The organism is Streptomyces sp. NPDC127197 (assembly GCF_042672405.1).
Classification (GTDB): domain Bacteria; phylum Actinomycetota; class Actinomycetes; order Streptomycetales; family Streptomycetaceae; genus Streptomyces; species Streptomyces flavusporus.
This window is the reverse complement of sequence record NZ_JBHXVG010000056.1, coordinates 13,927-36,861: the sequence shown is the minus strand read 5'-3', so window position 1 is coordinate 36,861 and position 22,935 is coordinate 13,927. Positions and strand designations below refer to the sequence as shown.

Below are 22,935 nucleotides of genomic sequence, written 5' to 3'. Positions count from 1 at the left end.
GGCATTGCTCTACGCAGCGACTTGTTCGCACTTCCTAATCGGCGGCCGAGTCGTCGTGGGGTGCCGGGCGGCGAAGCGAGGCAAGCCACGAGACGACAGCCGCCTGATAGCCACACCCAGCACCCCTGGGCGACCCAACCCTACGAATGGCTCGATCAACCCGATCAAGACGGTAGAGCCGCCTGAACCGCATCGGCCCCTGGAAACCCTGACCCCGTCCACTGCACGCAATCCACCCGCACGCACCAAGGAACGGAGCCCCCGCCCATGACCGCCCTCCGTATCGCCCCCACCGTCGCCGACGCCTTCCCCGACACCCTCATCGCCCTGGTCACCGCCACCGGCCTGCGCGGCCGTGAACCCTGGCCCGAGACCACCGCCGCCCTGGAGGACCTGGAGCAGCAGCTCGCCGACGGCACCTGGCAGCCCGCCGACGAGACCGATCCCCGGATCGAGGCGTGGCACACCGCCTACCGGTCCTTCGGCACCAACCCCCGCCGCATCCGCCCCAGCGTCGACGCGCTCGGCCGCCGCTTCGCGAAGAAGGGAACGCTGCCGCGCATCAACCCGGCCGTCGACTCCTACAACGCCGTCTCCGTCCGCAACGGACTGCCCGCCGGCGCCTTCGACCTGGACCACGTCACCGGCGACGTCGACATCCGCCATGCGGACGGCAGCGAGGAGTTCACCCCGCTCGGCGAACCCGACACCACCGAGAACCCCAAGCCCGGCGAGATCATCTACACGGACACCACCGGCGTCCTGACCCGCCACTGGAACCACCGCGACGCCCACCGCACCCGCGTCACCGAGGACTCCACCCACGTCGCCTTCGTCCTCGAAACCCTCCACGCCGCCCGCGACGGCCACCACCTCAAGACGGCAGCGGATGAACTGCAGGGTCTGCTCGTCCCGCACGCCGAAAAGACCACCGTGCACTTCCTCAGCCCTGCACACCCCCACGCCACCAGGATCTAGCGAGGGGGTACCGGGCTTCAGCCCGGTAGGGAATCGCTTCTCAATCCTGCTCTGACCCGCGCCGTGGGCACGGGTCCGCGCTGTTGGCCCCGGCCGGCTGCAGCGGGCGGTTCTGGTTCTCGATGTACCGGCGCACTGTCGCCAGGGGTGCCCCGCCGACGGACCCGGCGAAGTAGGAGCCAGACCACAGCTTGTTGGCTCGGTAGTAGTGCGGGACGAGGTCGGGAAACTCCTGGCGCATCCGGCGCGATGAGACGCCCTTGAGTGAGTTGACCAGCTTGGAGACGGCGACCTTGGGCGGGAAGTTCACCAGCAGGTGGACGTGGTTGGACTCGCCGTTGAACTCGGTCAGCTCGGTCTCGAAGTCGGTGCACACGGCCCGCATGATCTCCTCCATGCGGGTCAGATGCTGTTCGGTGAAGACGTGGTGCCGGTACTTGGTCACGAAAACCAAGTGGGCGTGCATGAGGAAAACACAGTGCCGACCAGTCCTGATGTTCTGATACTCAGCCATAACCCAACCGTAGTACGGTGATCGCTGTGCAGCTTCGCTTCCAGTACCGCGCCTACCTGACGCCGGGCCAGCGCATCAGCGCCAACCGGGTGTTCGGGTGCAAACGCGTGGTCTGGAACGACGCACTCACTCTCCAGAAGCCGCGCAAGGCAGCGAACAAGCGGCTCGGCAACCCGAAGGCGCGCACGGCCGAAGGGCCGTACTGGACGATCCCGAAGGCCACCGAGCTGGGCAAGCTGCTGATCACCACCGCGAAGAAGACCCCCGAGCGGGCGTTCCTCGCCGATGCTCCGGTCGGCGTCCTCCAGCAGACACTCCGCGACCTGGACAAGGCGTGGAAGGCGCATGAGGACTCCAAGACCGGCAAGCGCAAGGGGCCGAAGGTCGAACCGCCGCGCCACAAGTCCCGCAAGGACAATCGGCAGACCGCACGATTCACCATCTCCGACCGGTTCAAGGTGCTGGCCGATGGCAAGCTGAGGCTGCCGAAGATCGGGGACGTGCGGATCAAGTGGTCCCGCGATCTTCCGTCGGTCCCGTCGTCCGTGACCCTGATCAAGGACCGCTCCGGACGGTACTGGGTGTCCTTCGTCGTGGATACCGATCCGGCTGACGACGTGCTCCCGCCCGTCGATGGTGACCAGGGCATCGACCTGGGACTGACCCGCTTCGCGGTGCTGGCGGACGGGACGCACATCGCCAGCCCGAAGTACCTGCGGCGGGCGGAGAAGAAGCTGAAGAAGCGGCAGCGTGAGCTGTCACGGAGAAAGAAGGGATCCAGCAACCGGGACAAGGCCCGGATCAAGGTCGCCCGCGCTCACGCCGCCGTGGCGGATGCGCGCCGCAACTTCCACCACCAGTGGTCGAACAAGCTGACGCGCGAGAACCAAGCCGTCTTCGCGGAGACCCTGAACGTGCGTGGAATGGCGCGTGGCCGCCTCGCGAAGAGTGTGCACGACGCCGGCTGGGCACAGTTCGTGTCCTTCTGCGCGTACAAGGCGATCCGCCGGGGGCGCACCTTCGTCAAGGTCGCCCGCGACTTCCCGTCGTCTCAGATATGTTCCGCCTGCGGGCACCGCGACGGTCCCAAGCCGTTGCACGTCCGCACCTGGACGTGTTCCCAGCCGACCTGCCGCACCCGGCATGACCGGGACTGGAACGCGGGCAGGAACGTCCGCTATGAAGGCCGCCGCATCCTCGCGGCGACAGCACCACCCACCCCCGGACCGGGGGCCTCACGCCGGTAACGGCGGCGAGTAAACGCCTGCGGAGCGCACGTAAGACCAGGCCGCAGCCCGGCAGCGCGCACAACCCCCACGATCGTGGGGAAGAACCAGGAACCCACCCGGAGCGGGCGGACCTCACGAAGAGGACCATCCGCAGACGGAGAACCCTCGCCCTTCACGGCGATCGGAGGAGGTCAAGTTCAGGCGGTGAGGTCCACCCCGTACAGGCGCGTCCGCCGACGGGCTCACGCCCGGTGACCAGTTCGGGCTCGATGCGGACGAAGACCTCCTGCGGCGAGGGCACCCAGGAGACCGGGCCGGTGCGGGCCATGCGCCGGTGCTCGGCGGGGTCGGTCACCACCGTGGCCGGGCCCGTGACGACAACGCTCCAGCCGGAGTGCCGGGCCGTGTCGACGTCGTCGGTCTCGAAGGCGACCACGGCGCCGTCGATCGCGCGGACCAGCTCCGCGGTCGCGGAGGTGCGCAGCAGAACCGCGCCATCGTCGTCCAGGCTGAAGTTGACCGGCAACACGGCGGGCAGGGCCCGGCGCGTGTAGACGATGCGGCCGACGGGCACCTTCGCCATCAGCCGCAGGCACTCCTGCCGCTCGAGTTCGCGGAAACCGTCATCGGGGTACATCGGTCGGCCCGTCCTTCGCCTGGTACAGCGGTACTGCGTCCTTCCACCCTGATCCGGATGAGGCCCCGGGACGAGGGCCATGGGTCCCGGCCGGGCCGGAGAACGACCCGTTGCGACGCCCCGATCGACGGGCCGCACGGCCGACTGTCCGGAGTGTTCCGGTGACGCTCGGGCCGGTCGGCGACTCCGCCGCCCCTCCGGACGGGCCCGGCAGGACCAGGCGATCAGGGCCGATCGGCCCTACCCGTGCCTCACCTTGCCCTGTTGTCTCAGACCATGTCCGGGAACGACCCCAGGTCCGCGCCTCACCACACGGAACGCACCGTCGGTGCAACCACCGTCGTGGAACTGCGCGGCGAGATCGACATCTTCACTGCGCCGTCCCTCGCGGCCCGGCTGGAGGCGCTCACCGCCGGCCAGCACCCCGATCTGCTCCTGGACCTGCGCTCCATGGCCTTCATCGACTGCACCGGCCTCGGGGTCCTGTGCCGGGCACGGAACCGAGTCGGGGCCCGGGACGGCCGGTTGCGGCTGGTCACCGACAGCGTGCGCTTCCGGCGGATCCTTCGCATCGTCGGCCTGTCGGGTGCCTTCGAGCTGCACCCCACCCTGCGTGCGGCCCTGGCCCATACGCCGCAGGCCGTCGCCGCACCTGCCCTCGCGGGTTGAATAAGAGTGACTACGTTGAAGTCATCGACGTAGGCCATCGGGCGATGGAGGCGGCATGGCCGGCAAGAAGGCGGAGAAGGTGCCGCGCAAGGCATACGAACAGGAACTGCTGCGCCTGCAGACGGAGCTGGTGAAACTGCAGGAGTGGGTGCGTGCCGAGGACGCCCGGCTGGTCGTGATCTTCGAGGGCAGGGACGCGGCCGGCAAAGGCGGCACCATCAAGCGGGTCTCCGAACATCTCAACCCGCGTGTCGCGCGCATCGCGGCGCTGCCCAAGCCGACCGAGCGCGAGCGCAGCCAGTGGTACTTCCAGCGCTACGTCGAGCATCTGCCGGCCGCCGGGGAGATCGTGCTGTTCGACCGGTCCTGGTACAACCGGGCCGGCGTCGAGCACGTGATGGGCTTCTGCACGAAGGAGGAGTACCAGCTCTTCCTGCGCCAGTGCCCGATCTTCGAGCGGATGCTGGTGGAGGACGGGATCCTGCTGCGCAAGTACTGGTTCTCGGTGAGCGACACCGAGCAGCAGGAACGCTTCCGGCGCCGTCTGGAAGACCCCCTGAAACGCTGGAAGCTGTCCCCGATGGACCTGGAGTCGATCACCCGCTGGGAGGCGTACTCGCGGGCCAAGGACGAGATGATGGTGCACACCGACATCGCCGAGGCGCCCTGGCACGTCGTCGAGAGCGACGACAAGCGCAGGGCCCGGCTGAACATGATCGCCCACCTGCTGGACTCCGTGCCGTACCACGAGGTGCCGCCGCCGGTGCTGGAACTGCCGGAGCGGCCTGCGTCGACCGGCTACGAGCGCCCGCCGCGCGATCTGCAGACCTACGTCCCCGATCACGCGGCGAGCATCTGACGAGTGCTTCAGTCGCGACGACGGCGACGAGGGACAGTCAGCTGCCGTCCGGCAGCGACAGGGGGACGTCGAGGCGCTGCGCGAGGTCGTCGTACGTGATGCCGAAGGTCTCGAGCACGGTCACGCCCGGGGGACCGACGCGGAACGTCGCGAACTCGGTGTAGACGGTGTCGACGCACCCGAGTCCGGTGAGCGGGTAGGTACACCGCGGCACCAGCTTCGGTGTGCCGTCCTTGGCGAAGAGCGTCATCATCACGAACACCCTCTTGGCGCCGATGGCGAGGTCCATCGCGCCTCCGACGGCCGGGATGGCGTCGGCCGCGCCGGTGTGCCAGTTGGCCAGGTCGCCGGCCGCGGACACCTGGAAGGCGCCCAGTACGCAGACGTCGAGATGTCCGCCGCGCATCATCGCGAAGGAGTCGGCGTGGTGGAAGTAGGCAGCCCCGGGGAGTTCGGTGACCGGGATCTTCCCCGCGTTGGTGAGATCGGGGTCGACCTGCCCCTCCTGGGCTGCCGGGCCCATGTTGAGCATGCCGTTCTCGGTGTGCAGCACCACGCCCGACCCCGCAGGCAGGTGGTCGGCGACCAGGGTCGGTTGGCCGATGCCCAGGTTGACGTAGGAACCGTGCGGGATGTCGCGCGCCACCCTGGCGGCCATCTCGTGCTTGGTCAGCGGCCCCCGGTCGAGGTTCTCCACGAAGGCGTTCGTCGGGTTCATGCGGCCGGCACCACCTGTACGACGCGGTCGACGTAGATGCCCGGCGTGACGACAGCCTCCGGATCGAGGTCACCGGTCTCGACGATCTCGCGCACCTGTGCCACGACCGTGGTCGCGGCGGTGGCCATGACCGGCCCGAAGTTGCGGGCGGTCTTGCGGTAGACGAGGTTGCCCATCCGGTCGGCCCGGTGGGCGCCGATCAGCGCGACGTCGCCCTTGATGGGGTACTCCAAGATGTAGGTACGGCCCGCTATCTCGCGGGTCTCCTTGCCTTCGGCGAGCGGCGTGCCGACGCCCGTGGGCGAGTAGAACGCGCCGATGCCGGCCCCGGCCGCGCGCAGCCGCTCGGCGAGGGTGCCCTGCGGAACCACTTCCAACTCGATCCGTCCCTCGCGGTAGAGCCGGTCGAAGACCCACGAGTCGGACTGGCGGGGGAAGGAGCACACGATCCTGCGCACCCGTCCCTTGGCCAGCAGCGCCGCCAGCCCCGTGTCGCCGTTGCCGGCGTTGTTCGACACCACGGTCAGATCGGTCGCGCCCTGTCGGATGAGCGCGTCGATCAGTTCGACCGGCATACCGGCCATGCCGAACCCGCCGACCAGCACGGTCGATCCGTCCTCGATCCCGGCGACGGCGTCATCGGCGTGCGCGTACAGCTGAACGCTCATGCCACACTCTCCAGCACCACGGCCAGCGCCTGCCCGACACCGATGCAGATCGCGGCGACACCCCACCGCTCCCCCGACTCACGCAGTCGCGCGGCCAGCGTGCCGAGGATGCGGCCGCCGGAGGCACCGAGCGGGTGGCCGATCGCGATCGCACCGCCCTTCGTGTTCACGATCGCCGGATCGATCTTCCAGGCGTCCACGCAGGCCAGCGACTGCACGGCGAAGGCCTCGTTGAGTTCGACCGCCGACACGTCCGACCAGGAGATCCCCGCCCGGCTCAGTGCACGCTCGGCCGCCTCGACCGGCGCGAACCCGAACATCTGCGGCTCCAGCGCCGACACCCCGCGGCCGGCGATCCGCGCCAGTGGCGCGTGGCCGATGTGCGAGGCCGCGTCCTCGGAGCCGATCAGCACGGCGGACGCACCGTCGTTCAGCGGAGAGGCGTTCCCGGCCGTGATGACGCCGTCGGGGCGGAACGCCGGTTTGAGGCCTGCCAGCTTCTGCGGCGTGGATCCGGGCCGGATCCCCTCGTCACGAGCGAGCCGGACCTCGCCGTCCACCACGACCGGCACGACGAGCTCGTCGTAGAACCCGGAGTTCCAGGCGTCGTCCGCGAGGTTGTGCGAGCGGGCGGCGAACTCGTCCTGCCGTTCCCGGGGGATGGCGAACCTCTCGGCCAGCTGCTCGTTCGCCTCCCCCAGCGAGACCGTCCACTCCTTCGGCATGCGGTCGTTGACCAGCCGCCACCCCAGGGTGGTCGACACGGCGGTCACATGGCCGGCGGGGAAAGCGCGTGACGGCTTGGGCAGCACCCACGGCGCGCGGGTCATCGACTCCACCCCGCCGGTGAGGACGATGTCGGCGTCGCCGGTCTCGACGGCACGGGAGCCGATGATCGCCGCGTCGAGGGAGGAGCCGCAGAGCCGGTTGACGGTCGTGGCCGGCACCGAGGTCGGCAGCCCCGCCAGGAGGACGGCCATCCGGCCGACGTTGCGGTTGTCCTCACCCGCGCCGTTGGCGTTGCCCCAGACCACGTCCGAGATCAGGGCGGGGTCGAGTGACGGAGCTTTGGCCAGGACTCCTGAGACAGCGAGGGCGGCGAGGTCGTCGGGCCGGACGTCGGCGAGGGCACCGCCGAACCGTCCGAAGGGCGTTCGCACTGCGGCGTAAACGAAGCTGGCATCCATGGGACTCAACGTAGATTCCGGGACTGATCTCGTCCAATGCCCAGTTCTGGTCAATTAATCAGTGCGCCAGATAAGATGCAGTCATGGAGCTCCGGCATGTCCGTTACTTCCTCACGCTCGCCGAGGAACGCCACTTCAGCCGCGCCGCCGAGCGCCTGCACGTGGTGCAGTCGGCCCTCTCCCAACAGATCAAGCAGTTGGAGAAGGAGCTCGGGACGACACTGTTCACACGCTCGACCAGGCGCGTCGAACTCACCGAGGCCGGCCGGCACCTGGTCACGTACGCGCGGTCGATCCTGGCCGAGGTGGAACGAGCGGAAGACCAGATGTCCCTGCTCGCCACCGGCCGGGCCGGCCGCGTGTCCATCGGGTTCGTCGGAACCGCCACGTATGACGTCCTGCCGCGGGTCGCCCGTACGGTCCGGGCGCAGCTCCCGGACATCGCGCTGGAACTGCACGGTGAGCTGCTGAACCCCGAACTCGTCGAAGGCCTGCTCGACGGCACCTACGACCTCGCGTTGCTGCGGACCGACGCTCCGGTGGACGCCGGCGTCGAGGTCACCGCGCTCCGGTCCGAACGACTGGTTGCCGTCCTGCCCACCAGCCATCCGCTGGCCGGCCGCCGCACGGTCCCCCTGGCGGCACTCGCCGGCGAGCCGTTCGTCGTCCACCCGTCCCGGAGCCGTTCCTCCATGCACGACCGGGTGCTCGACGCGTGCGCTCGCGCCGGGTTCGAGCCCTCATCCCTGATCGAGGTCGGCGAGACCTCGACCCTGGTCGTCTTCGTCGCGGCCGGACACGGTGTCGCCCTGGTCCCGGAGTCGGTCCAGAGCCTCCGCCTCGACGGTGTCACCTACGCCCCGCTCACCGAAACCGAAACCGTCCAACTGGGACTCGCACGCCGAGCAGGCCGGAACTCACCGGCCATAGAACGGGTCGCGGCAGTGGTCGAGCGGTGCATGCGATGACCTTGCCCGAACCCGGTTCACCTCATATCCCCAGGTGCCGCCGCAGTCCTCCGGCGGGCAGGCGCCCGCACCGCCACGCACACGGGACAGATCCGGTTCGCCTCGGCCCCCAGGCGGTGCTCCACGGTGAGAAGCCTGCAGTACGCCGGAGACCTGGAGAGATCTCCGGCGAGGTTCGACCACAGACTCCCCACACCGATGTAGTTAAAATGTCAACCTCTGCTGACTGATTTCGTAGATACGTCAAGCAGATCCTCTGGAGCCGAACTCGCGTCCCGTCGAATCGGCCGGTCCTCAAGGAGAACAAGTGACAGTCAAGGTCGTCGAGGTACCCGAGGCGCGCCGCTACGAGGCGCGAGTGGACGGGAAGTCCGAGGTCGCGGGCTTTGCGGAGTACATCCGGACTGCGGAGCTGATCGTATTCGTGCATACGGAGGTGGCGCCGGAACACGAGGGCCAGGGGATCGGCTCCGCACTGGCCCGGGTCTCCCTCGACGAGGCACGTGCCGCCGGGCTGCGAGTGCTCGCCACCTGCCCCTTCTACTCAGGCTGGATCGGCCGTCACCCCGAGTACGCCGACCTGCTGTACCAGTCCCGGAGCAAGGTCAGTGACTGAGCGACCGCAGAGGCGGCGAGAGAGGTCGGCATGAGCAGCACGCCACAGACGAAGGCCTACAAGACACAAGAGATCACCGTGACCTTCGAGGCGAGGCGCTGTCTGCACGCCACCGAGTGCGTCAGGGGCCTGCCGGAGGTCTTCGACTCGAGCAGACGCCCATGAATCCAGCCGGACCGCGCTCCGGCCGACCCACTGGCCGAAGTCGTGCGCCGTTGCCCGTCAGGGGCGTTGCAGTACGAACTGACGGAGGGCGGGGCGGAGAGCCCGGACCGGCGCACCCGTGAGTGACCGCGGTCCGGGCCCTCGAGGCCCGGACACCATGGCCCTCGGCCGCCGATCTGCGCCCGGACCAGGGCTCGCGCCTCACTCCGGCAGGATGACGATCTTGCCGCTCACATGGCCCGCGCGACTCTCGTCGAGCGCGGTACGCCAAGCACGGCCACGGCCCCCGGTTCGCCTACGTCGGCGCGGGGGCCGGCTTCCTCTACCTGGCCGACACGACCCAGGAGGCGCGTGAGGCCTTCGGGCCGACGTACGAGCAGATCGTGGCGTTCTTCAACCAGCCCGGGAACCACACGGCCGGCAACGCGATGACGTTCGCGACCATCGACGACGCCATCGAGCGTGGGCCTGTCCTGGTCGGGTCGCCGCAGCAGATCGCCGAGAAGATCCTCTGGTTCCACGAGGCGTTCGGACACGATCTGCAGTCCTTCAGTCTCCCGACAGTGATCCCGCACGAGCAGCAGCTCACCATGCTCGAACGGTTCGCGAGCGAGGTCATCCCGGTGGTCCGCAAGGCCGCCCCGACGACCCTGTGGAGCGGCGAGGACCCCCTACGTCCACGGCCGAACGGTCGCCGAGGCCGCCGACGAGGTCGACGGGGCGCGCAGCTGACCGGCAGGCTCAGGCGTCGTCGGCCGCGTGAACGCGCTGCCCATCGACGAAGGTCTGCAGGACGCGGGTGGCTGCGATCCGACCGCGCTCTACCGGTATTTCCACGGCACCGACGACCTGGTGCTCGCGATCGCCGACCGGATCATCGGCAACGCGATGGCGGGGTTCGTCCCGGGGGACGACTGGGTGGCCTCGCTGCGGGAGATGGCCCTGCGAGTCCGCGCCGGGTATCTCGCCCATCCCCGGGCTGCCGCCATGGCCGCACACCGGGTGACCCGGCGCAAGAGCGAGATCAAGGCGGTGGAGACGGGGATCGGTCTGCTGCTGTCCGCGGGCTTCGAGCCGGACGCCGCCGTACGGCTCTATCTGGCCTTCATCGACACCGTCCTCAGCCACGCGGCCACGGACGCGGCGTTCCAGGCGCTCCCACGACAGCAGCGCGAGGCCGATCATCGGGCATGGCAGGACGTCTACCAGGACCTGGACCCGGCGGCGTACCCGGCGCTGACCGCCGTACGCCCCGAGTTGCCCGGCATGGCGGACAGCTCTTTCGAGGAGGCGGTGGAGCTGCTGTTGGAGGCGCTGGCGGCGCGGGCTCCGGAACGCTGAGGTCTGATACACAGGGACGCTCACGGTGGCGGGGCACCAAGGACGCGTCTTTCCGTGCGGATACCGCTAATGGCCTGCAGCAGGCCGGGGCCGACCTCGGCCCAGCCGATCAGGGAGCAGGGGACCGACCGCGTCGAAGGCGGCCCACCCGTACGCGCCGACGAGCAGCGGCTCGGTGACGTTGAGGACGAGCGTCAACAGGCTCGTCAGGAGCAGCAGCCTGCGGGCGGGACGCAGGGCCGCCGCGGGGGCATCGCACAGGGTGAGGTAGCGGATCGCCAAGAGCAGCGCCAGCACCGAAAGTCCACGGCGGGTGCGACGAGCGGGGCCACCCAGCCGGACACCCCCAGCCGCAGGGCCAAGGTCCATACGTTGCCGAAGCCGAAGAGGAAGGCCAGCCCGACCACCGTGCTCGTGATCGCGGTAACGGCGCGGAAGACGAGCTGCTGCCCGTGCAGCGCTTCCCCTCGCGGGCAGGGCAGCGGGCTCAGACATGATCGCCGACCCCGATCCGCTGGTGGGTTTCCTGGGCCCGTTCGGCAGCCGCGCCGGCCCCGTAGCGGTGGGGCATCTCCTCCGACGTCCAGCCCAGCAGCAGCATCAAGTTCCCGGTGTCGCCGCCGGCGCGCTTCCATTCGTGGGCGAAGGCGTGCCGCCACCGGTGCGCGTGTAGCTCGACCAGCCCGGCTGCAAGGCCCCGGCGCTTGAGCATGACCTTGATGCCGTTCGGCGCGAGCCGCCGCACACCCCGCTCGGCCAGCCGCAGATCCGGCAGATGGGCCGCCTTGCGCTGTGCCCGGGCCCGCAGGTAGCGGCTGACGGCCCGGGCGGTTTTCGGTCCGAAGCGCACACGCCGGTCCCTGCTGCCCTTGCCGTGGTAGTGCACCGATTCGGTGGCCAGGTCGATGTCGTCGAGCAGGAGGTTGCCGACTTCCGACAATCGCGCACCCGTGTTGCAGTACAAGCGGATGATCGCCTCGTCCCGCAGCTGAGCGAACTCCCTGCCTTTGCAGGTGCCGAGGACCTTCGAGGTCTCTTCGTCGCGGATGACCGGGATCAGCTTCTGCGCCGTCGACGCCGACCGTGTCTCGATCACCCACGCCTGGAACGCCTCCACGTGCGCACGGCTGACATCGACAGGATCCCCGCCCGCAGGGAGCGGTCCAGTCCCACAGGAATCCCGACCAGGTCTTCGACAGACCCGCGGTCATCTTCTCCAGGTCCAGCAACGGCATCTTCGCCGGCCTCCGAGTAAAGGTGCCGATGAGCGGCATGCTCAACCTCGAAGATCGGAAGCGCCCCACACGAAAAGGGCCCCCGCAGACTCTCGCCTGCGAAGACCCTTCGCACCGTCGGGACGACAGGATTTGAACCTGCGACCCCTTGACCCCCAGTCAAGTGCGCTACCAAGCTGCGCCACGTCCCGATGCGCTCCGTCGCGGTGAACCGCGTGATCGCGCGGGCAGTACTTTACCTCACGTACCCCGGTGCGCCGAAGGGGCACCGGAGGCAGGACAATCGTCGTATGGGCAGCGCATCGGAAGGCAGCCGGCCGGTCGCGGCACGGGACCGGGACAGCGAGGGCCGGGCACGCAACGCGCGGCCGCGGGACGGGCTCGGGCGCCCGTTGCCGTACGGCGCCGACGGCGTGGCACGGCAGCCCGAGGGGATCGTACGGACGCCGGAGGAGACCGTCGCCGAGGCGCAGGCGCTGCTGGACGAGGGGAAGCCGTTCCACGCGCACGAGGTGTTCGAGGACGCCTGGAAGTCGGGGCCCGAGCAGGAGCGCACACTGTGGCGCGGGCTCGCCCAGCTCGCCGTGGGGCTCACCCACGCGGCCCGGGGCAACGCGACGGGCGGTGCACGGCTGCTGCGGCGCGGGGCGGGCGCGGTCGAGGAGTGGGCGACGCGGGCCGGGCGGCAGCGGCCGTACGGCATGGATGTGGCGGGGCTGGCCGGCTGGGCGCGGGAGCTGGCCGGGGCCGTCGAGGGCGGGGCCGCGGTGGATGCCGGGGAGCGGGCGCCGCGTCTGCGGGGATCGTGATCGTCCGGGCGGTGCACCCACTGTCAGTGGCGTGCGGCAGACTCTGGGTGTGCGAAAGATTCATGTCATCGGTATCGGCGCGGGCGACCCCGACCAGCTGACCCTGCAGGCGGTCCGGGCGCTGCGAAGCACGGACGTGTTCTTCCTCCTCGACAAGGGCGAGGTGAAGTCGGACCTCACGCAACTGCGCCGGGACATGCTCGACACGCACATACCGGAGGGGACGTACCGCCTGGTGGCGGCGCGCGACCCGGAGCGGGACCGCAGCGCGGGCGGCGCGGCGTACTCACCGGCCGTCGACGACTGGCGCAGTGCCCGCGCCGACATCTACGAGCGGCTCATCGTCGAGGAGCTGGGCGAGGAGGAGAGCGGCGCGTTCCTGGTGTGGGGCGATCCCGCGCTGTACGACAGCACGCTGGGCATCCTGGAGGAGGTCCTCCTGCGCGGCACGGTGGCCTTCGAGTACGACGTCGTGCCGGGCATCAGCAGTGTCTCGGCCCTGGTCGCCCGTCATCGCACGGGCCTCAACCGGGTCGCCCGGCCGGTGCAGATCACCACGGGCCGGCGGCTCGCCGAGGGCTTCCCTCAGGGCGTGGACGACGTGGTGGTCATGCTGGACGCCCGGCAGACCTTCCGGCAGTACGCCGACCAGGACATCGACATCTACTGGGGCGCGTACCTCGGCACACCGGACGAGATCCTCGCCTCCGGCCCGATCGCCGAGGCGGCACCACGCATCGAGCGGTTGCGGGCCGAGGCACGGGAGCGCAAGGGCTGGATCATGGACACGTACCTGTTGCGGCGCAATCCGAAGAACCGCTAGGGCCTGCGGTCTGCACCTCGGCGGACCGCGCCCGCCGACGTCGCGGCGTCTTTCTTGCGCTGCCCGCTGGCGTCGCGTCGGCTGCCGGACACCGGAGCGTCATACCGGGCGGGCACGTTTCAGCCGTCCCCACCTGCCTCGCCCTGCATCCGTCCGCCCCGCACCCCACGGGCCGCGATGCGAAAGGACGACGTACGCCGTGTCCCTGCTCCGGCCCGCGGCCGCGCTCCCCACGCCGCTCCCCGCCGCCCCCGTCCGCTCCCCCGCCGCCGAACGCCTCTCACGCCTCGCCCGCCATGCGCTCGCCCTGCTACCGCTCCTGCTGATCGGGGCGTGGGCGGTGGTGGACTGGCGCACCGTACGCGACGGCGCCGCCCGCCTGGCTTCCGCCGACCCCGGATGGCTGCTCGCCGCCCTGTTCTTCACCTGCATGGGCTGGGTGGCCGCCGCGCTGGTCCGGCAGGGCGCCATCCCCGAACGCCTCCCGCCGGGGCTGCTGCTGGCCTCGCAGTTCGCCGCCGGCGCCGCCAACCACGTCCTCCCCGCCAGCATCGGCGCCCACGCCGTCACCCTGCGTTTCCTGCAGAGCCAGGGGATATCCCTCGCCCGGGGCACCGCGTCGCTCGCCCTGTACTCGCTGGTCAAGCCGGTCGCGAAGACGATGGTGCTGCTCGTCTTCCTGGTGGCCTTCCCGGACATGCTGCATCTCGGCGCACTGGTCCCGGACGACCGCACGCTGCTCCTGGTCGCCCTCGGCGTGGCGGTCGCGCTCGCCGTGGCCGCCACGCTGCTGGCGGCCGTACGCGTGCTGCGCACACCTGCCCTCGGCTTCCTGCGCACCGCCCTGACCGACGCACGCATCCTGCACACCCGGCCCAGCCGTGTCCTCGCCCTCTGGGGCGGGGCGGCCGCCACTCCGCTGCTGCAGGGGAGCGTGATCGCCACGGTGGGGTTCTCGCTCGGGCTGCCGTTGTCCTGGGCGCAGGTGGTCTTCGCGCTGCTCATCGCGAGTACCGCGGTCGGGGCCGTGCCCGCGCCCGGCGGTATCGGCCCCGTGGACGCGGCGCTGGTGTTCACCATGGCGGCGTTCGGCGCGCCCGTGGGCCTGGCCACGGCGACGATCATCGGCTACCGCGTGGTGACGGTGTGGGTGCCGCTGCTGCCGGGGGCGCTGGTGCTGTCCACCCTGGTCCACCGCAAGGTGCTGTGACCTGCCGTCAGTCGAGGCCGAGCAGCGCGATGGCCCCGGGGACGTCGGGTACGACGGTCACTCCGTCCGGCAGTGGGGGGCGTTGTACGACCACGACGGGCAGACCGAGTTCACGGGCCGCCGTGAGCTTGGCCGCCGTGGCCGCTCCCCCGCTGTCCTTCGTGACCAGCACGTCGATCCGGTGCTCACGCAGCAGCGCCGACTCACCGGCCGGCGTGAACGGGCCGCGGGCCAGCACCAGTTCCAGGTCCGGCGGCATCGGCGGCTCGGGCGGTTCCACGCTCCGTACGACGAAGTGCAGCTCCGTCAGGTGAGCGAAGGCGGCGAGCCCCAGACGTCCGGTGGTGAGGAAGACCCGGTGGCCGAGCCGTGGCAGCAGGTCGGCGGCGTCGCGCAGTGCGGCGGCCGGATGCCAGTCGTCGCCCGGCCCGGGCCGCCAGCCCGGTCGGCGCAGCACCACGGCAGGCACTCCGGTCAGGGCCGCGGCCCGCGCGGTGTTCGCCGTGATCGTCTCGGCGAAGGGGTGGGTGGCGTCGACGACGGCGGCCACGTCATGGGCCCGCAGCCAGTCGGCCAACCCCTGTGCGCCGCCGAATCCCCCGACCCGGACCTCGCCCGCGACCGCGCCCGGCCGGGTCACCCGCCCCGCCAGCGAGGTCGTGACCCGCACGCCCGGGCGTGCCGCCAGCTCGGCGGCCAGTTCGCGGGCCTCGGTGGTGCCGCCGAGGACCAGGACGTGACGGGACATGCGTCGAGCGTACGGGGCAGGTCGCCGCCCGCTGCGCGCAGGACCGTCCCGAGTGGCTATCGTCCGGACATGGACTCAGTGCGTGCCGTCCTCATCGACATCGACGGCGTCCTCACCGTCTCCTGGCAGCCGCTGCCGGGTGCGGTCGAGGCGCTCCGGGAGATCCGGGACGCCGGGCTCGCCGTCGCCCTGGTGACCAACACGACGTCCCGTACCCGTGCCTCGATCGCCGGGACACTGGCGGACGCGGGGTTCCCGGTGGCCACCGAGGACATCCTCACCGCCCCTGCCGTGACCGCCGCGCACCTCGCCGAACGCCTGCCCGGCGCCCGCTGTGCGCTGCTGAATCACGGTGACATCGAGGAGGACCTCACCGGGGTGACCGTCGTCGACTTCGCCGGCCCCGACCCCGTCCCGGACGTCGTCATCGTCGGCGGTGCCGGGCCCGAGTTCGGGTACGAGGCACTGAACCGGGCCTTCGGACATCTGCAACGCGGGGCACGGCTGGTGGCCATGCACCGCAACCTGTACTGGCGTACGGACGAAGGGCTCCAACTGGATTCCGGGGCGTTTCTCACGGGGCTGGAGGCGGCGGCCCGTACCGAGGCCGAGGTGACCGGCAAACCGTCGCGCGCCTTCTTCGAGGCGGCTCTGGCGCACCTCGGGGCCGGGGCGGAGGAGGCGGTGATGGTGGGGGACGACATCGAGTCCGACGTCCTCGCGGCCCAGCGGGCCGGGATCACCGGGGTGCTGGTGCGGACGGGCAAGTACCTGCCGGAGACCCATGAGGCCGCGAGCGGCAGGCCCGACCATGTGCTCGACTCGTTCGCGGATCTGCCGGCGCTGCTGGGCTTAACGCAGTAGCAGCTGCACGCCGCCGACCACCGTTGCCGCGATCACCAGCTGCTCGAACAGCCGCTGGTTGATCCGGTTCACGGCCCATCTGCCGATCAACGCCCCGGGGACGACGAACACCACGAGCGCGGCATCCAGCAGCAGCGAGCGGCCGTCGATCAGGCCGAGCCCCGCGCTGAAGGGCACCTTGGACACGTTGACGATCAGGAAGAAGAACGCCGACGTCCCCAGGAACCCCAGCTTCCGGAAGCCCGCCGACAGCAGGTACATCGACATCACCGGGCCGCCCGCGTTGGCGACCATGGTGGTGAAGCCGCCGAGGACCCCGTACGAACGGGCCTTGATCCGGCCCGCCCGGCTGGTCACCGACCCCGGATCCTCCCCCGCCGCCCGGGCCGTACGCCGGCGCCACACCGTCACGCCCGCCATCATCAGCAGGATCGCACCGATCGAGGTCCGTACGATCTCGTCGTCGGCCCACACCAGGAACAGCGTGCCGACGACCACGCCGGCCGCGACCGCCGGGAACAGCCGCCACAGCGTGGGCCAGTGGGCGTGCCGCCGGTAGGTGAGCACCGCGAGCACGTCCCCGGCGATGAGGACCGGCAGGAGCACTCCGGTGGAGGCGCGGGCGGGCAGGACCGCCGCGAAGACGGCGAGGCTGACCGTGTTGGCCCCGCTCACGGCGGTCTTGGAGAAGCCGACGAGGAGCGCCGCGAAGGCGAGCGCGGCGAATTCCCAGCCGGTGATGTGCCACAACGTCATCGTGTTCATGCGGACACCGATGCTATGTGCAACTAACCGGTGCCCGTAAGGAGCGTCTCGCCTTTTGGCACCAGACGCCGGGCTGGGCGCCTCCGGACCGGCACTAGGCCCGTTCGACGAGCACCGCGCTCCCCTGCCCCACCCCCACACACATCGTCGCCAGCCCCCGGGCCGCGCCCGTGCGCCGCATCCGGTGCAGCAGCGTCGTGAGAATGCGCGCGCCCGAGCAGCCCAGCGGATGGCCGAGGGCGATCGCGCCGCCGCTCGGGTTGACCAGGTCGGCGTCGATGCCCAGCCGGTCGATGCAGGCGAGGGCCTGGGCCGCGAACGCCTCGTTGAACTCGGCCTCCTCGATGTCCGCGACGCTCCAGTGGGCGCGGGCCAGCGCCTTCTGCGTGGCGGGGACCGGCCCGATGCCCATCACGTCCGGATGGACACCGGCCGAGGCACCGGCGACGTAGCGGCCCAGCGACTCCAGTCCCAGCTCGTCGAGGGCCTCCTCGCTGACCAGGAGCAGCCCGGCGGCGCCGTCGTTCATCGGGGACGCGTTGCCCGCCGTGACGGTGCCGCCCTCGCGGAAGACCGGCTTCAGACGGGAGAGTTTCTCGTACGAGGTGTCCTCGCGGATGCACTCGTCGCCGTCCACCAGCACACCGTCCGGCCGCTCCACCGGCAGGAGTTCGTCGTCGAAGTGGCCGTTCTTGCGGGCCAGGGCGGCGAGTCGGTGGCTGCGCAGCGCGAACTCGTCCTGGCGCTCGCGCGAGATCCCGTACCGCTCGGCGACCTCCTCCGCGGTCTCCCCCATGGACAGCAGACCGTGCAGGTCCTTCATCGCCGGGTTGACCAGGCGCCAGCCGAGCCGGGTGTCGACGGTCTCGATGCGGTGCGGCAGGGCCTCGTCGGGGCGGGGCAGGACGAAGGGGGCGCGGCTCATCGACTCGGAGCCGCCCGCGAGCACGATGTCGGCCTCACCGGCGGCGATGGTGCGGGCGGCGGTGGTGACGGCCTCGAGGCCGGAGGCGCACAGCCGGTTGACGGTGGCGCCGGGGACGGACTCGGGGAGGCCGGCGAGCAGGGCGGCCATGCGGGCGACGTTGCGGTTGTCCTCGCCTGCCTGGTTGGCGGCGCCCCAGTAGACGTCGTCGATGCGGGCCGGGTCGAGGGCGGGCAGGTCGGCGACGAGTGCGCGGATCACGGTCGCGGCGAGGTCGTCGGGCCGTACCGAGGAGAGGGCTCCGCGCAGCTTGCCGATGGGGGTGCGGCGGGCGGCCGCGAAGTGGACGGGACGCACGACAGGACTCCTGACCGACATCGCTCGGTGAACCGGCGGGGTGGCCGGCACCAGCATTAATTAGCGCTGCTAGTTTTTGACTATAGACCGCCGGCCGCCACCCTGGGAAGATCTCCGGGAGCCCGCGCCGACCCAGCCGGAGGAGACATGGCCGACGCCCGCGAGCACATCCTCACCGGAACCCGCGGCGAGGTCACCGTCCGCGAGTGGCCCCACCCGGAGCCGCGGTACGTGGCCCTGGTGGCGCACGGCTACGGCGAGCACATCGGCCGGTACGAGGAGCTGGCCGGCGTCCTGGTGCGGCACGGGGCGGCCGTGTTCGGGCCCGATCACATCGGGCACGGGAAGTCGGCGGGTGAGCGCGTGGTGATCGAGGACTTCGAGGACGTCGTCACGGACCTGCACGCCGTGGCCGAGCTGGCCCGCTCCACGCACCCCGTGGCGCCGGTCGTCCTGATCGGGCACTCCATGGGCGGCCTGATCGCCGCCCGCTACGCACAGTGCCATGGCACGGAGCTCGCCGCGCTCGTGCTGTCCGGACCGGTGATCGGCAGCTGGGAGACACCGGGCCGGCTGCTCGCCCACGACGAGATCCCCGAGATCCCGATCAACCCGGCGGCCCTGTCCCGCGATCCGGCCGTCGGCGCGGCCTACGCCGCCGATCCGCTGGTCTGGCACGGGCCGATGAAGCGGCCGACGCTGGAGGCGTTCGCACGGACCCTGGAGAACGTCGCCGAGGGCGGCGACGTCGGCGGACTGCCGCTGCTGTGGCTGCACGGCACGGAGGACCGGCTGGTCCCGCTCGCCGGGAGCCGCATCGGTGTCGAACGGCTGAGCGGCGGCGCACCGACCGAGCGGATCTTTCCGGGCGCGCGCCATGAAGTCTTCCACGAGACCGACCGGGCCGAGGCGTTCGCCGAGGTGACCCGCTTCGTGGACAGGGTGCTCGGAGACTGAGACACGCCGCGTTTGCACCGGTTCGCCATGGGCACCCGCCGCCGCATGGAGTGGTTGCGGCGAGCGGCCTGCGTGGGTGAGGACCCCGAACTGTTCTTCCCCGTGGGCACGACGGGACCCGCGCTCCGGGACATCGCGGCCGCCAAACGCGTCTGCGCCCGCTGCGCGGTGATCAGCCAGTGTCTGCGCTACGCACTGAGCACCGGGCAGACCTCCGGCGTGTGGGGCGGGACCGGCGAGCACGAACGCGCCGCGCTGCTCCGTGCACCCAGGACAGCCAGGGACGACATGAGAGGGAGAGACGCACCATGACCGTCGTGAGGAGCACCCTGCCCGACGACGCGCGCCGGGTCGCCTGCGACGCACTCCAGGAGACCCTGGTGGACCTGCTCGGGCTGTCACTGACCGGGAAGCAGGCGCACTGGAACATCGTGGGACCGCGGTTCCGCTCGATCCACTTCCAGCTCGACGAGGTGGTCTCGGCCGCGCGCGGTTTCGCCGACACGGTGGCGGAGCGCGCCGCGGCGCTCGGCGTCCCGCCGGACGGCCGCCCCGAGACCATCGCCGCTCGCTTCACGCTGCCGAGCCCCAAGGACGGCTGGCTGCGCGACACGGAGGTCGTCCAGACGATGGTGGAGGCGCTGGAGGCGGCGATCGGTGGGCTGCGCAAGCGCATCGAGGCGACCGAGAAGCCGGATCCGGTGACGCAGGACCTGTTCCTCGGCATCACCGCCGAGCTGGAGAAGCAGCGGTGGATGTTCGAGGCGGAGAACTTCCCGCGCGACTGACACTCCGACTGCACGCTACGCACGGAAGGGACGGTCGATGTCCATGACCGACGCCCTCGAACTCGACGCGCTGTGGGAGGACTTCCACCGCGTGGTGAACATGACCTCGCAGGAGCTGGCCGCCTGGCTGCGGGTCCGCGACGCCGACGAGGACGCGGAGCCGCTGCCGGACCAGGCCGGCACACCCACCGGGCAGCATGTGCTCGCCATCCTGCAGAAGCGCCGGACCGACCTCACCGACGACGACATCCAGGTGATGCGCGACGTGGTGGAGACGGTGACCGAGCAGGTGGACCTCGAGAACGAGCCCGAACCCGAACAGATGCGCCGGCGCCACCAGTTGATGACGTTGGGCCACGACCCGCTGAAGCCATGAGCGACGAGCGGCGGGTCGTACGGGAACTCGTCGGCGCGCACGGGCGCACGTACGCCGAGGAGGCGGGCATCCGGCTGAAGGACACCCCGCAGCCGCTGTACCGGCTGCTGGTGCTGGCCGTGCTGCTCAGCGCCCGTATCCGCGCCTCGGTCGCCGTCGCGGCGGCACGCGAACTGCACGAGGCGGGGCTGCGCGATCCCCGGCGTATGGCCGAGGCCGACTGGCAGCAGCGGGTGGACGCGCTGGGCCGGGGCGGCTACCGGCGCTATGACGAGCGCACGGCGACTCAGCTCGGCGACGGCGCGGAGCTGTTGACCCGGCGGTGGGGCGGCGATCTGCGCCGCCTGCGGGAAGAGGCGGACGGCAAGGTCCCCGAACTGCGCCGGCTGCTCCAGGAGATCCCGGGCCTGGGGCCGGCCGGTGCCGACATCTTCCTGCGCGAGGCGCAGCGCGTGTGGCCCGAGGTCGCACCCTACCTGGACCGCAAGGCCCTGGACGGCGCGGAGCGACTGGGCCTGCCGAAGGATCCGGAGCGTCTGCTGAAGCTCGCCGGCGACACCGAACCGGCCGTGCTGGCCGCCGCGTTGGTGCGGGCGTCGCTGGACAAGGAGGTGGCCGAGGACAGTCTCCGACGCGCCGGATGACACCCGACTCCATTGGACACCGAGCCGACTCGGTCACCTCACCCGCTGAGTCGGCTCAGCGCTGCCGACACCAGCGTTCGCGTCCCCGGCACGAGCACCGAGAGGTCGGGGGAGAACAGCGGGCTGTGGTTGCTCGGCACGTTGTCGAGCTTGTCCATCAGTCGCTCGCCCGGCGCAGCATCCCAGACGTCCGCGGGAGTCGTGGTGACATACCAGTAGTCGTACGGCACTCCCGCGGGCGCGAGCAGGGAGAAGTCCTCGCTGCCCATCGCCGGACCGAAGTCGAACACCGTGTGCGCGCCGAACAGTTCGCGGTGCACGGCCGCGATCTCCGTGTCCAGGGCCGCGTCGTTGACCGTGTTGGGATAGCCGCGTCTGACCGTGACCTCGGGCGGCACCGGACAGCCGGCGGCCTCGCACTCGCCGGCCACGGTGCGGCGGACGGCGGCGAGGATGCGCTCGCGCACGTGGGTGTCCTGGGTCCGCAGGTTCAGCGCGAGCCGGGCCTCGGCGGGGATGATGTTGGCCTGCGTACCGGCGTGGAACTGCCCCACCGTCAGCACCGCCGACTCCACCGCAGCGACCTCACGGGAGACCACCGTCTGCAGCCGCGTGACGATGTACGCGCCGGTCACCACCGGGTCGACGGTCGTCTCGGGGCGCGAGCCGTGGCCGCCGCGGCCGTGCACGACGACGTCGATGTCGTCGGAGGCCGACAGGATCAGGCCCGGGGTGTGCGGATAGAACCCGGCGAGGCCGGGCGCCGCGTGCTGGCCCAACAGCACGCCGGGCCGCGGGAAACGCTCGTGCACCCCGTCCGCGACCATCGCCGCCGCTCCCCCACCCGACTCCTCCGCGGGCTGCCCGATCACCACGAGCGTGCCCGACCAGCTCTCCCGCCCGGCCGCCAGCGCCTCGGCGGCGCCGACCAGCCAGGTGACATGCAGGTCGTGCCCGCAGGCGTGCATCACACCGTCGACGCGGGAGGCGTGGTCGAGGCCCGTCGCCTCCCGCACCGGCAGCGCGTCCATGTCGCCGCGCAGCCACACGACCGGCCCGTCCCCGTTGGCCAGCACCCCCACCACGCCGGTACGGCCGACCCCTTCGGTCACCTCGAATCCCGCCGCACGCAGCCGCCCGGCGAGCTTGGCGGCGGTCCGGTGCTCCTGGAAGGACAGCTCGGGGTGACGGTGCAGGTCCCGGTAGAAGTCGATCAGGTCGTCGGACTTCAGCCCGGCGGTGAGTTCCCGGGTGAGACGGACCACGGCGGCCGGTTCGCTCATGCTGCTTCCTTCTCCTCGGACATCGGCGCACCCACGGACCGGCGGCGCGCGCAGGGCGGTTGCGACCCGCGCCAGTCATCCTGCACCGCGCCCGGCGCGTTCACTCCTCCGCGAGGGCCGCCTCGTAGGCGGCCAGCGTGTCGATGAACATCTTCCGCTGCTCGGCCGTCAACGGCGCGAGGGCCTTGCGCCAGGCTCCGGCGCCCTGCCCGAGCCAGCCGTTGATGGTGTCGCGGTGGGTGTCGGCGATGCTGACGATCTTGCGGCGGCGGTCGGTCTCGTCCTCGCGTCGCTCCAGGATGCCCTTCCGGTTGAGCTCGCCGATCATCAGGCTCACCGTCGTCGGCGCCACTTCCAGCCGGGCAGCCAGTTCGTTGACGCTCATCGGGCCGTCGAACAGCAGGTAGGCGAGCAGCGACAGATGGCGGGGCGCGAGCGCGAGCGACTGGAACGCCTCCGGGACCGGGATCCGTTTCACGCGACCGACCATGCGCGGCATCAGCAGCAGCAGCGCCCGGACCGACTCGTCGACGTCTGGGTCCGTTGACACCGGCGACCACACCCTTCAATACTTTTGACTACAAAAACTATTTGCTTTCAAA

General features: G+C 70.8%; 29 protein-coding genes, 1 tRNA gene and 2 pseudogenes. 18 read left to right on the top strand and 14 right to left on the bottom strand.

All coding sequences use genetic code 11. The features are described 5' to 3' along the window. The first annotated feature begins 267 nt into the window (after window positions 1-267). Window positions 268-978 (top strand): B3/4 domain-containing protein, encoded by a 711-nt coding sequence (locus tag ACFVJQ_RS41600; RefSeq protein ID WP_385516887.1) that lies wholly within the window; start codon window positions 268-270, stop codon window positions 976-978. Window positions 979-1,018: 40 nt separating this feature from the next. Here the strand turns inward: ACFVJQ_RS41600 and tnpA are convergent, their stop codons facing one another. Continuing rightward, on the bottom strand, window positions 1,019-1,492 hold the full coding sequence (gene tnpA / locus ACFVJQ_RS41595) for an IS200/IS605 family transposase (protein WP_385516886.1): 474 nt from the start codon (window positions 1,490-1,492) through the stop codon (window positions 1,019-1,021). A 26-nt stretch (window positions 1,493-1,518) separates the two neighbouring features. On the opposite strand from tnpA, the gene ACFVJQ_RS41590 reads away from it, so the two are divergent. After that, window positions 1,519-2,739, top strand: coding sequence for an RNA-guided endonuclease InsQ/TnpB family protein (locus ACFVJQ_RS41590; protein WP_385516884.1), 1,221 nt, complete (start codon window positions 1,519-1,521; stop codon window positions 2,737-2,739). A gap of 154 nt (window positions 2,740-2,893) precedes the next feature. On the opposite strand, the gene ACFVJQ_RS41585 is transcribed toward ACFVJQ_RS41590, so the two are convergent. Then, window positions 2,894-3,358 carry a pyridoxamine 5'-phosphate oxidase family protein gene (locus ACFVJQ_RS41585; RefSeq protein ID WP_385516882.1) on the bottom strand — a complete coding sequence of 155 codons (465 nt, stop codon included), beginning with the start codon at window positions 3,356-3,358 and terminating at the stop codon, window positions 2,894-2,896. Between the two features lie 276 nt (window positions 3,359-3,634). Here ACFVJQ_RS41585 and ACFVJQ_RS41580 point away from each other — a divergent pair, with 276 nt between their 5' ends. Both ACFVJQ_RS41580 and ppk2 read left to right on the top strand, forming a co-directional pair. Next, entirely contained in the window at window positions 3,635-4,027 is a 393-nt protein-coding gene (locus ACFVJQ_RS41580; RefSeq protein WP_385516880.1) for an STAS domain-containing protein, read from the top strand. Between the two features lie 55 nt (window positions 4,028-4,082). Further along, window positions 4,083-4,886: a polyphosphate kinase 2 gene (gene ppk2, locus ACFVJQ_RS41575; protein ID WP_385790936.1), complete on the top strand. Its 804-nt coding sequence runs from the start codon at window positions 4,083-4,085 to the stop codon at window positions 4,884-4,886. A 37-nt stretch (window positions 4,887-4,923) separates the two neighbouring features. On the opposite strand, the gene ACFVJQ_RS41570 is transcribed toward ppk2, so the two are convergent. Genes ACFVJQ_RS41570 through ACFVJQ_RS41560 form a run of 3 tightly spaced genes read right to left on the bottom strand, consistent with a single transcriptional unit; the run spans window position 4,924 to window position 7,459 of the window. Beyond that, window positions 4,924-5,604, bottom strand: coding sequence for a 3-oxoacid CoA-transferase subunit B (locus tag ACFVJQ_RS41570; RefSeq protein WP_385790935.1), 681 nt, complete (start codon window positions 5,602-5,604; stop codon window positions 4,924-4,926). Then, entirely contained in the window at window positions 5,601-6,272 is a 672-nt protein-coding gene (locus tag ACFVJQ_RS41565; RefSeq protein WP_385516875.1) for a 3-oxoacid CoA-transferase subunit A, read from the bottom strand. Before ACFVJQ_RS41565 ends, ACFVJQ_RS41570 begins: the two co-directional genes overlap by 4 nt. Next, complete coding sequence (locus ACFVJQ_RS41560; protein WP_385516873.1) at window positions 6,269-7,459, bottom strand: thiolase family protein; 1,191 nt, start codon at window positions 7,457-7,459, stop codon at window positions 6,269-6,271. Before ACFVJQ_RS41560 ends, ACFVJQ_RS41565 begins: the two co-directional genes overlap by 4 nt. Window positions 7,460-7,542: 83 nt before the next feature. On the opposite strand from ACFVJQ_RS41560, the gene ACFVJQ_RS41555 reads away from it, so the two are divergent. Next, entirely contained in the window at window positions 7,543-8,427 is an 885-nt protein-coding gene (locus ACFVJQ_RS41555; protein ID WP_385790934.1) for a LysR substrate-binding domain-containing protein, read from the top strand. Here ACFVJQ_RS41555 and ACFVJQ_RS41550 read toward each other — a convergent pair. Continuing rightward, on the bottom strand, window positions 8,377-8,508 hold the full coding sequence (locus tag ACFVJQ_RS41550; protein ID WP_385516869.1) for a hypothetical protein: 132 nt from the start codon (window positions 8,506-8,508) through the stop codon (window positions 8,377-8,379). The genes ACFVJQ_RS41555 and ACFVJQ_RS41550 overlap by 51 nt on opposite strands. A 226-nt stretch (window positions 8,509-8,734) precedes the next feature. On the opposite strand from ACFVJQ_RS41550, the gene ACFVJQ_RS41545 reads away from it, so the two are divergent. The 4 genes and pseudogenes from ACFVJQ_RS41545 (at window position 8,735) to ACFVJQ_RS41530 (ending at window position 10,549) form a co-directional block, all read left to right on the top strand. Next, window positions 8,735-9,043: a GNAT family N-acetyltransferase gene (locus ACFVJQ_RS41545; protein ID WP_385516867.1), complete on the top strand. Its 309-nt coding sequence runs from the start codon at window positions 8,735-8,737 to the stop codon at window positions 9,041-9,043. 30 nt (window positions 9,044-9,073) lie between these two features. Continuing rightward, window positions 9,074-9,325: pseudogene (locus tag ACFVJQ_RS41540) on the top strand ((4Fe-4S)-binding protein); the annotation flags it as partial. 194 nt (window positions 9,326-9,519) lie between these two features. Next, window positions 9,520-9,681, top strand: a pseudogene (locus ACFVJQ_RS41535) (hypothetical protein); the annotation flags it as partial. Window positions 9,682-9,967: 286 nt separating this feature from the next. After that, the gene (locus ACFVJQ_RS41530) at window positions 9,968-10,549 is read left to right on the top strand and encodes a TetR/AcrR family transcriptional regulator C-terminal domain-containing protein (RefSeq protein ID WP_385516861.1); all 582 of its coding nucleotides are present in this window, start codon (window positions 9,968-9,970) and stop codon (window positions 10,547-10,549) included. Between the two features lie 66 nt (window positions 10,550-10,615). On the opposite strand, the gene ACFVJQ_RS41525 is transcribed toward ACFVJQ_RS41530, so the two are convergent. The 3 genes from ACFVJQ_RS41525 to ACFVJQ_RS41515 form a co-directional block, all read right to left on the bottom strand. Continuing rightward, on the bottom strand, window positions 10,616-10,846 hold the full coding sequence (locus ACFVJQ_RS41525) for a hypothetical protein (protein ID WP_385516859.1): 231 nt from the start codon (window positions 10,844-10,846) through the stop codon (window positions 10,616-10,618). Between the two features lie 190 nt (window positions 10,847-11,036). Next, complete coding sequence (locus tag ACFVJQ_RS41520; protein ID WP_385516857.1) at window positions 11,037-11,666, bottom strand: tyrosine-type recombinase/integrase; 630 nt, start codon at window positions 11,664-11,666, stop codon at window positions 11,037-11,039. 235 nt (window positions 11,667-11,901) lie between these two features. Then, window positions 11,902-11,975: transfer RNA gene (locus ACFVJQ_RS41515), tRNA-Pro, on the bottom strand. 99 nt (window positions 11,976-12,074) lie between these two features. Here ACFVJQ_RS41515 and ACFVJQ_RS41510 point away from each other — a divergent pair. From ACFVJQ_RS41510 to ACFVJQ_RS41500, 3 genes are all read left to right on the top strand, one after another. After that, window positions 12,075-12,593, top strand: coding sequence for a DUF309 domain-containing protein (locus tag ACFVJQ_RS41510; protein WP_385790933.1), 519 nt, complete (start codon window positions 12,075-12,077; stop codon window positions 12,591-12,593). 49 nt (window positions 12,594-12,642) lie between these two features. Further along, on the top strand, window positions 12,643-13,416 hold the full coding sequence (gene cobF / locus ACFVJQ_RS41505; protein ID WP_385516853.1) for a precorrin-6A synthase (deacetylating): 774 nt from the start codon (window positions 12,643-12,645) through the stop codon (window positions 13,414-13,416). 199 nt (window positions 13,417-13,615) lie between these two features. After that, a complete protein-coding gene (locus ACFVJQ_RS41500) occupies window positions 13,616-14,626 on the top strand; it encodes a YbhN family protein (RefSeq protein ID WP_385516851.1) in 1,011 nt (336 codons plus the stop codon). A gap of 7 nt (window positions 14,627-14,633) precedes the next feature. On the opposite strand, the gene ACFVJQ_RS41495 is transcribed toward ACFVJQ_RS41500, so the two are convergent. Beyond that, window positions 14,634-15,374, bottom strand: a complete 741-nt coding sequence (locus ACFVJQ_RS41495; RefSeq protein WP_385790932.1) for a cobalt-precorrin-6A reductase — start codon at window positions 15,372-15,374, stop codon at window positions 14,634-14,636. A gap of 69 nt (window positions 15,375-15,443) precedes the next feature. On the opposite strand from ACFVJQ_RS41495, the gene ACFVJQ_RS41490 reads away from it, so the two are divergent. Next, window positions 15,444-16,238 carry a TIGR01458 family HAD-type hydrolase gene (locus tag ACFVJQ_RS41490; protein WP_385790931.1) on the top strand — a complete coding sequence of 265 codons (795 nt, stop codon included), beginning with the start codon at window positions 15,444-15,446 and terminating at the stop codon, window positions 16,236-16,238. Here ACFVJQ_RS41490 and ACFVJQ_RS41485 read toward each other — a convergent pair. Together ACFVJQ_RS41485 and ACFVJQ_RS41480 are read right to left on the bottom strand one after the other, a co-directional pair. Then, complete coding sequence (locus tag ACFVJQ_RS41485; RefSeq protein ID WP_385790930.1) at window positions 16,227-17,003, bottom strand: sulfite exporter TauE/SafE family protein; 777 nt, start codon at window positions 17,001-17,003, stop codon at window positions 16,227-16,229. The genes ACFVJQ_RS41490 and ACFVJQ_RS41485 overlap by 12 nt on opposite strands. Before the next feature lie 94 nt (window positions 17,004-17,097). After that, entirely contained in the window at window positions 17,098-18,285 is a 1,188-nt protein-coding gene (locus tag ACFVJQ_RS41480; RefSeq protein WP_385516843.1) for a thiolase family protein, read from the bottom strand. Window positions 18,286-18,432: 147 nt separating this feature from the next. Here ACFVJQ_RS41480 and ACFVJQ_RS41475 point away from each other — a divergent pair, with 147 nt between their 5' ends. The 5 genes from ACFVJQ_RS41475 to ACFVJQ_RS41455 are packed head-to-tail and all read left to right on the top strand — an operon-like array spanning window position 18,433 to window position 21,050. Next, on the top strand, window positions 18,433-19,242 hold the full coding sequence (locus tag ACFVJQ_RS41475) for an alpha/beta hydrolase (RefSeq protein ID WP_385790929.1): 810 nt from the start codon (window positions 18,433-18,435) through the stop codon (window positions 19,240-19,242). Between the two features lie 27 nt (window positions 19,243-19,269). Further along, the gene (locus ACFVJQ_RS41470) at window positions 19,270-19,554 is read left to right on the top strand and encodes a WhiB family transcriptional regulator (protein ID WP_385516839.1); all 285 of its coding nucleotides are present in this window, start codon (window positions 19,270-19,272) and stop codon (window positions 19,552-19,554) included. After that, on the top strand, window positions 19,551-20,030 hold the full coding sequence (locus tag ACFVJQ_RS41465) for a Dps family protein (RefSeq protein ID WP_385790928.1): 480 nt from the start codon (window positions 19,551-19,553) through the stop codon (window positions 20,028-20,030). The genes ACFVJQ_RS41470 and ACFVJQ_RS41465 overlap by 4 nt, the downstream gene beginning before the upstream one ends. Before the next feature lie 43 nt (window positions 20,031-20,073). After that, window positions 20,074-20,406 carry a DUF3140 domain-containing protein gene (locus ACFVJQ_RS41460; protein ID WP_385790937.1) on the top strand — a complete coding sequence of 111 codons (333 nt, stop codon included), beginning with the start codon at window positions 20,074-20,076 and terminating at the stop codon, window positions 20,404-20,406. After that, on the top strand, window positions 20,403-21,050 hold the full coding sequence (locus ACFVJQ_RS41455; RefSeq protein WP_385790927.1) for an endonuclease: 648 nt from the start codon (window positions 20,403-20,405) through the stop codon (window positions 21,048-21,050). The genes ACFVJQ_RS41460 and ACFVJQ_RS41455 overlap by 4 nt, the downstream gene beginning before the upstream one ends. Window positions 21,051-21,088: 38 nt before the next feature. Here the strand turns inward: ACFVJQ_RS41455 and ACFVJQ_RS41450 are convergent, their stop codons facing one another. Together ACFVJQ_RS41450 and ACFVJQ_RS41445 are read right to left on the bottom strand one after the other, a co-directional pair. Next, window positions 21,089-22,333, bottom strand: coding sequence for an amidohydrolase (locus ACFVJQ_RS41450; protein WP_385516833.1), 1,245 nt, complete (start codon window positions 22,331-22,333; stop codon window positions 21,089-21,091). A gap of 100 nt (window positions 22,334-22,433) precedes the next feature. Further along, window positions 22,434-22,832 carry a MarR family transcriptional regulator gene (locus ACFVJQ_RS41445; protein WP_385516889.1) on the bottom strand — a complete coding sequence of 133 codons (399 nt, stop codon included), beginning with the start codon at window positions 22,830-22,832 and terminating at the stop codon, window positions 22,434-22,436. Window positions 22,833-22,935: the final 103 nt, after the last annotated feature.

Excerpts from the sequence above, each read along its gene's own strand:
- ACFVJQ_RS41475 (WP_385790929.1), top strand. The coding sequence starts at position 18,433 with ATGGCCGACGCCCGCGAGCACATCCTCACCGGAACCCGCGGCGAGGTC.
- ACFVJQ_RS41465 (WP_385790928.1), top strand. The coding sequence starts at position 19,551 with ATGACCGTCGTGAGGAGCACCCTGCCCGACGACGCGCGCCGGGTCGCC.
- ACFVJQ_RS41485 (WP_385790930.1), bottom strand. The coding sequence starts at position 17,003 with ATGAACACGATGACGTTGTGGCACATCACCGGCTGGGAATTCGCCGCG.
- ACFVJQ_RS41455 (WP_385790927.1), top strand. The coding sequence starts at position 20,403 with ATGAGCGACGAGCGGCGGGTCGTACGGGAACTCGTCGGCGCGCACGGG.
- ACFVJQ_RS41495 (WP_385790932.1), bottom strand. The coding sequence starts at position 15,374 with ATGTCCCGTCACGTCCTGGTCCTCGGCGGCACCACCGAGGCCCGCGAA.
- ACFVJQ_RS41450 (WP_385516833.1), bottom strand. The coding sequence starts at position 22,333 with ATGAGCGAACCGGCCGCCGTGGTCCGTCTCACCCGGGAACTCACCGCC.
- ACFVJQ_RS41555 (WP_385790934.1), top strand. The coding sequence starts at position 7,543 with ATGGAGCTCCGGCATGTCCGTTACTTCCTCACGCTCGCCGAGGAACGC.
- ACFVJQ_RS41445 (WP_385516889.1), bottom strand. The coding sequence starts at position 22,832 with ATGCCGCGCATGGTCGGTCGCGTGAAACGGATCCCGGTCCCGGAGGCG.
- ACFVJQ_RS41565 (WP_385516875.1), bottom strand. The coding sequence starts at position 6,272 with ATGAGCGTTCAGCTGTACGCGCACGCCGATGACGCCGTCGCCGGGATC.
- ACFVJQ_RS41490 (WP_385790931.1), top strand. The coding sequence starts at position 15,444 with ATGGACTCAGTGCGTGCCGTCCTCATCGACATCGACGGCGTCCTCACC.
- ACFVJQ_RS41470 (WP_385516839.1), top strand. The coding sequence starts at position 19,270 with ATGGGCACCCGCCGCCGCATGGAGTGGTTGCGGCGAGCGGCCTGCGTG.
- ACFVJQ_RS41570 (WP_385790935.1), bottom strand. The coding sequence starts at position 5,604 with ATGAACCCGACGAACGCCTTCGTGGAGAACCTCGACCGGGGGCCGCTG.
- ACFVJQ_RS41460 (WP_385790937.1), top strand. The coding sequence starts at position 20,074 with ATGACCGACGCCCTCGAACTCGACGCGCTGTGGGAGGACTTCCACCGC.
- ACFVJQ_RS41585 (WP_385516882.1), bottom strand. The coding sequence starts at position 3,358 with ATGTACCCCGATGACGGTTTCCGCGAACTCGAGCGGCAGGAGTGCCTG.
- ACFVJQ_RS41560 (WP_385516873.1), bottom strand. The coding sequence starts at position 7,459 with ATGGATGCCAGCTTCGTTTACGCCGCAGTGCGAACGCCCTTCGGACGG.
- ACFVJQ_RS41600 (WP_385516887.1), top strand. The coding sequence starts at position 268 with ATGACCGCCCTCCGTATCGCCCCCACCGTCGCCGACGCCTTCCCCGAC.
- ACFVJQ_RS41510 (WP_385790933.1), top strand. The coding sequence starts at position 12,075 with ATGGGCAGCGCATCGGAAGGCAGCCGGCCGGTCGCGGCACGGGACCGG.
- ACFVJQ_RS41580 (WP_385516880.1), top strand. The coding sequence starts at position 3,635 with ATGTCCGGGAACGACCCCAGGTCCGCGCCTCACCACACGGAACGCACC.
- ppk2 (WP_385790936.1), top strand. The coding sequence starts at position 4,083 with ATGGCCGGCAAGAAGGCGGAGAAGGTGCCGCGCAAGGCATACGAACAG.
- tnpA (WP_385516886.1), bottom strand. The coding sequence starts at position 1,492 with ATGGCTGAGTATCAGAACATCAGGACTGGTCGGCACTGTGTTTTCCTC.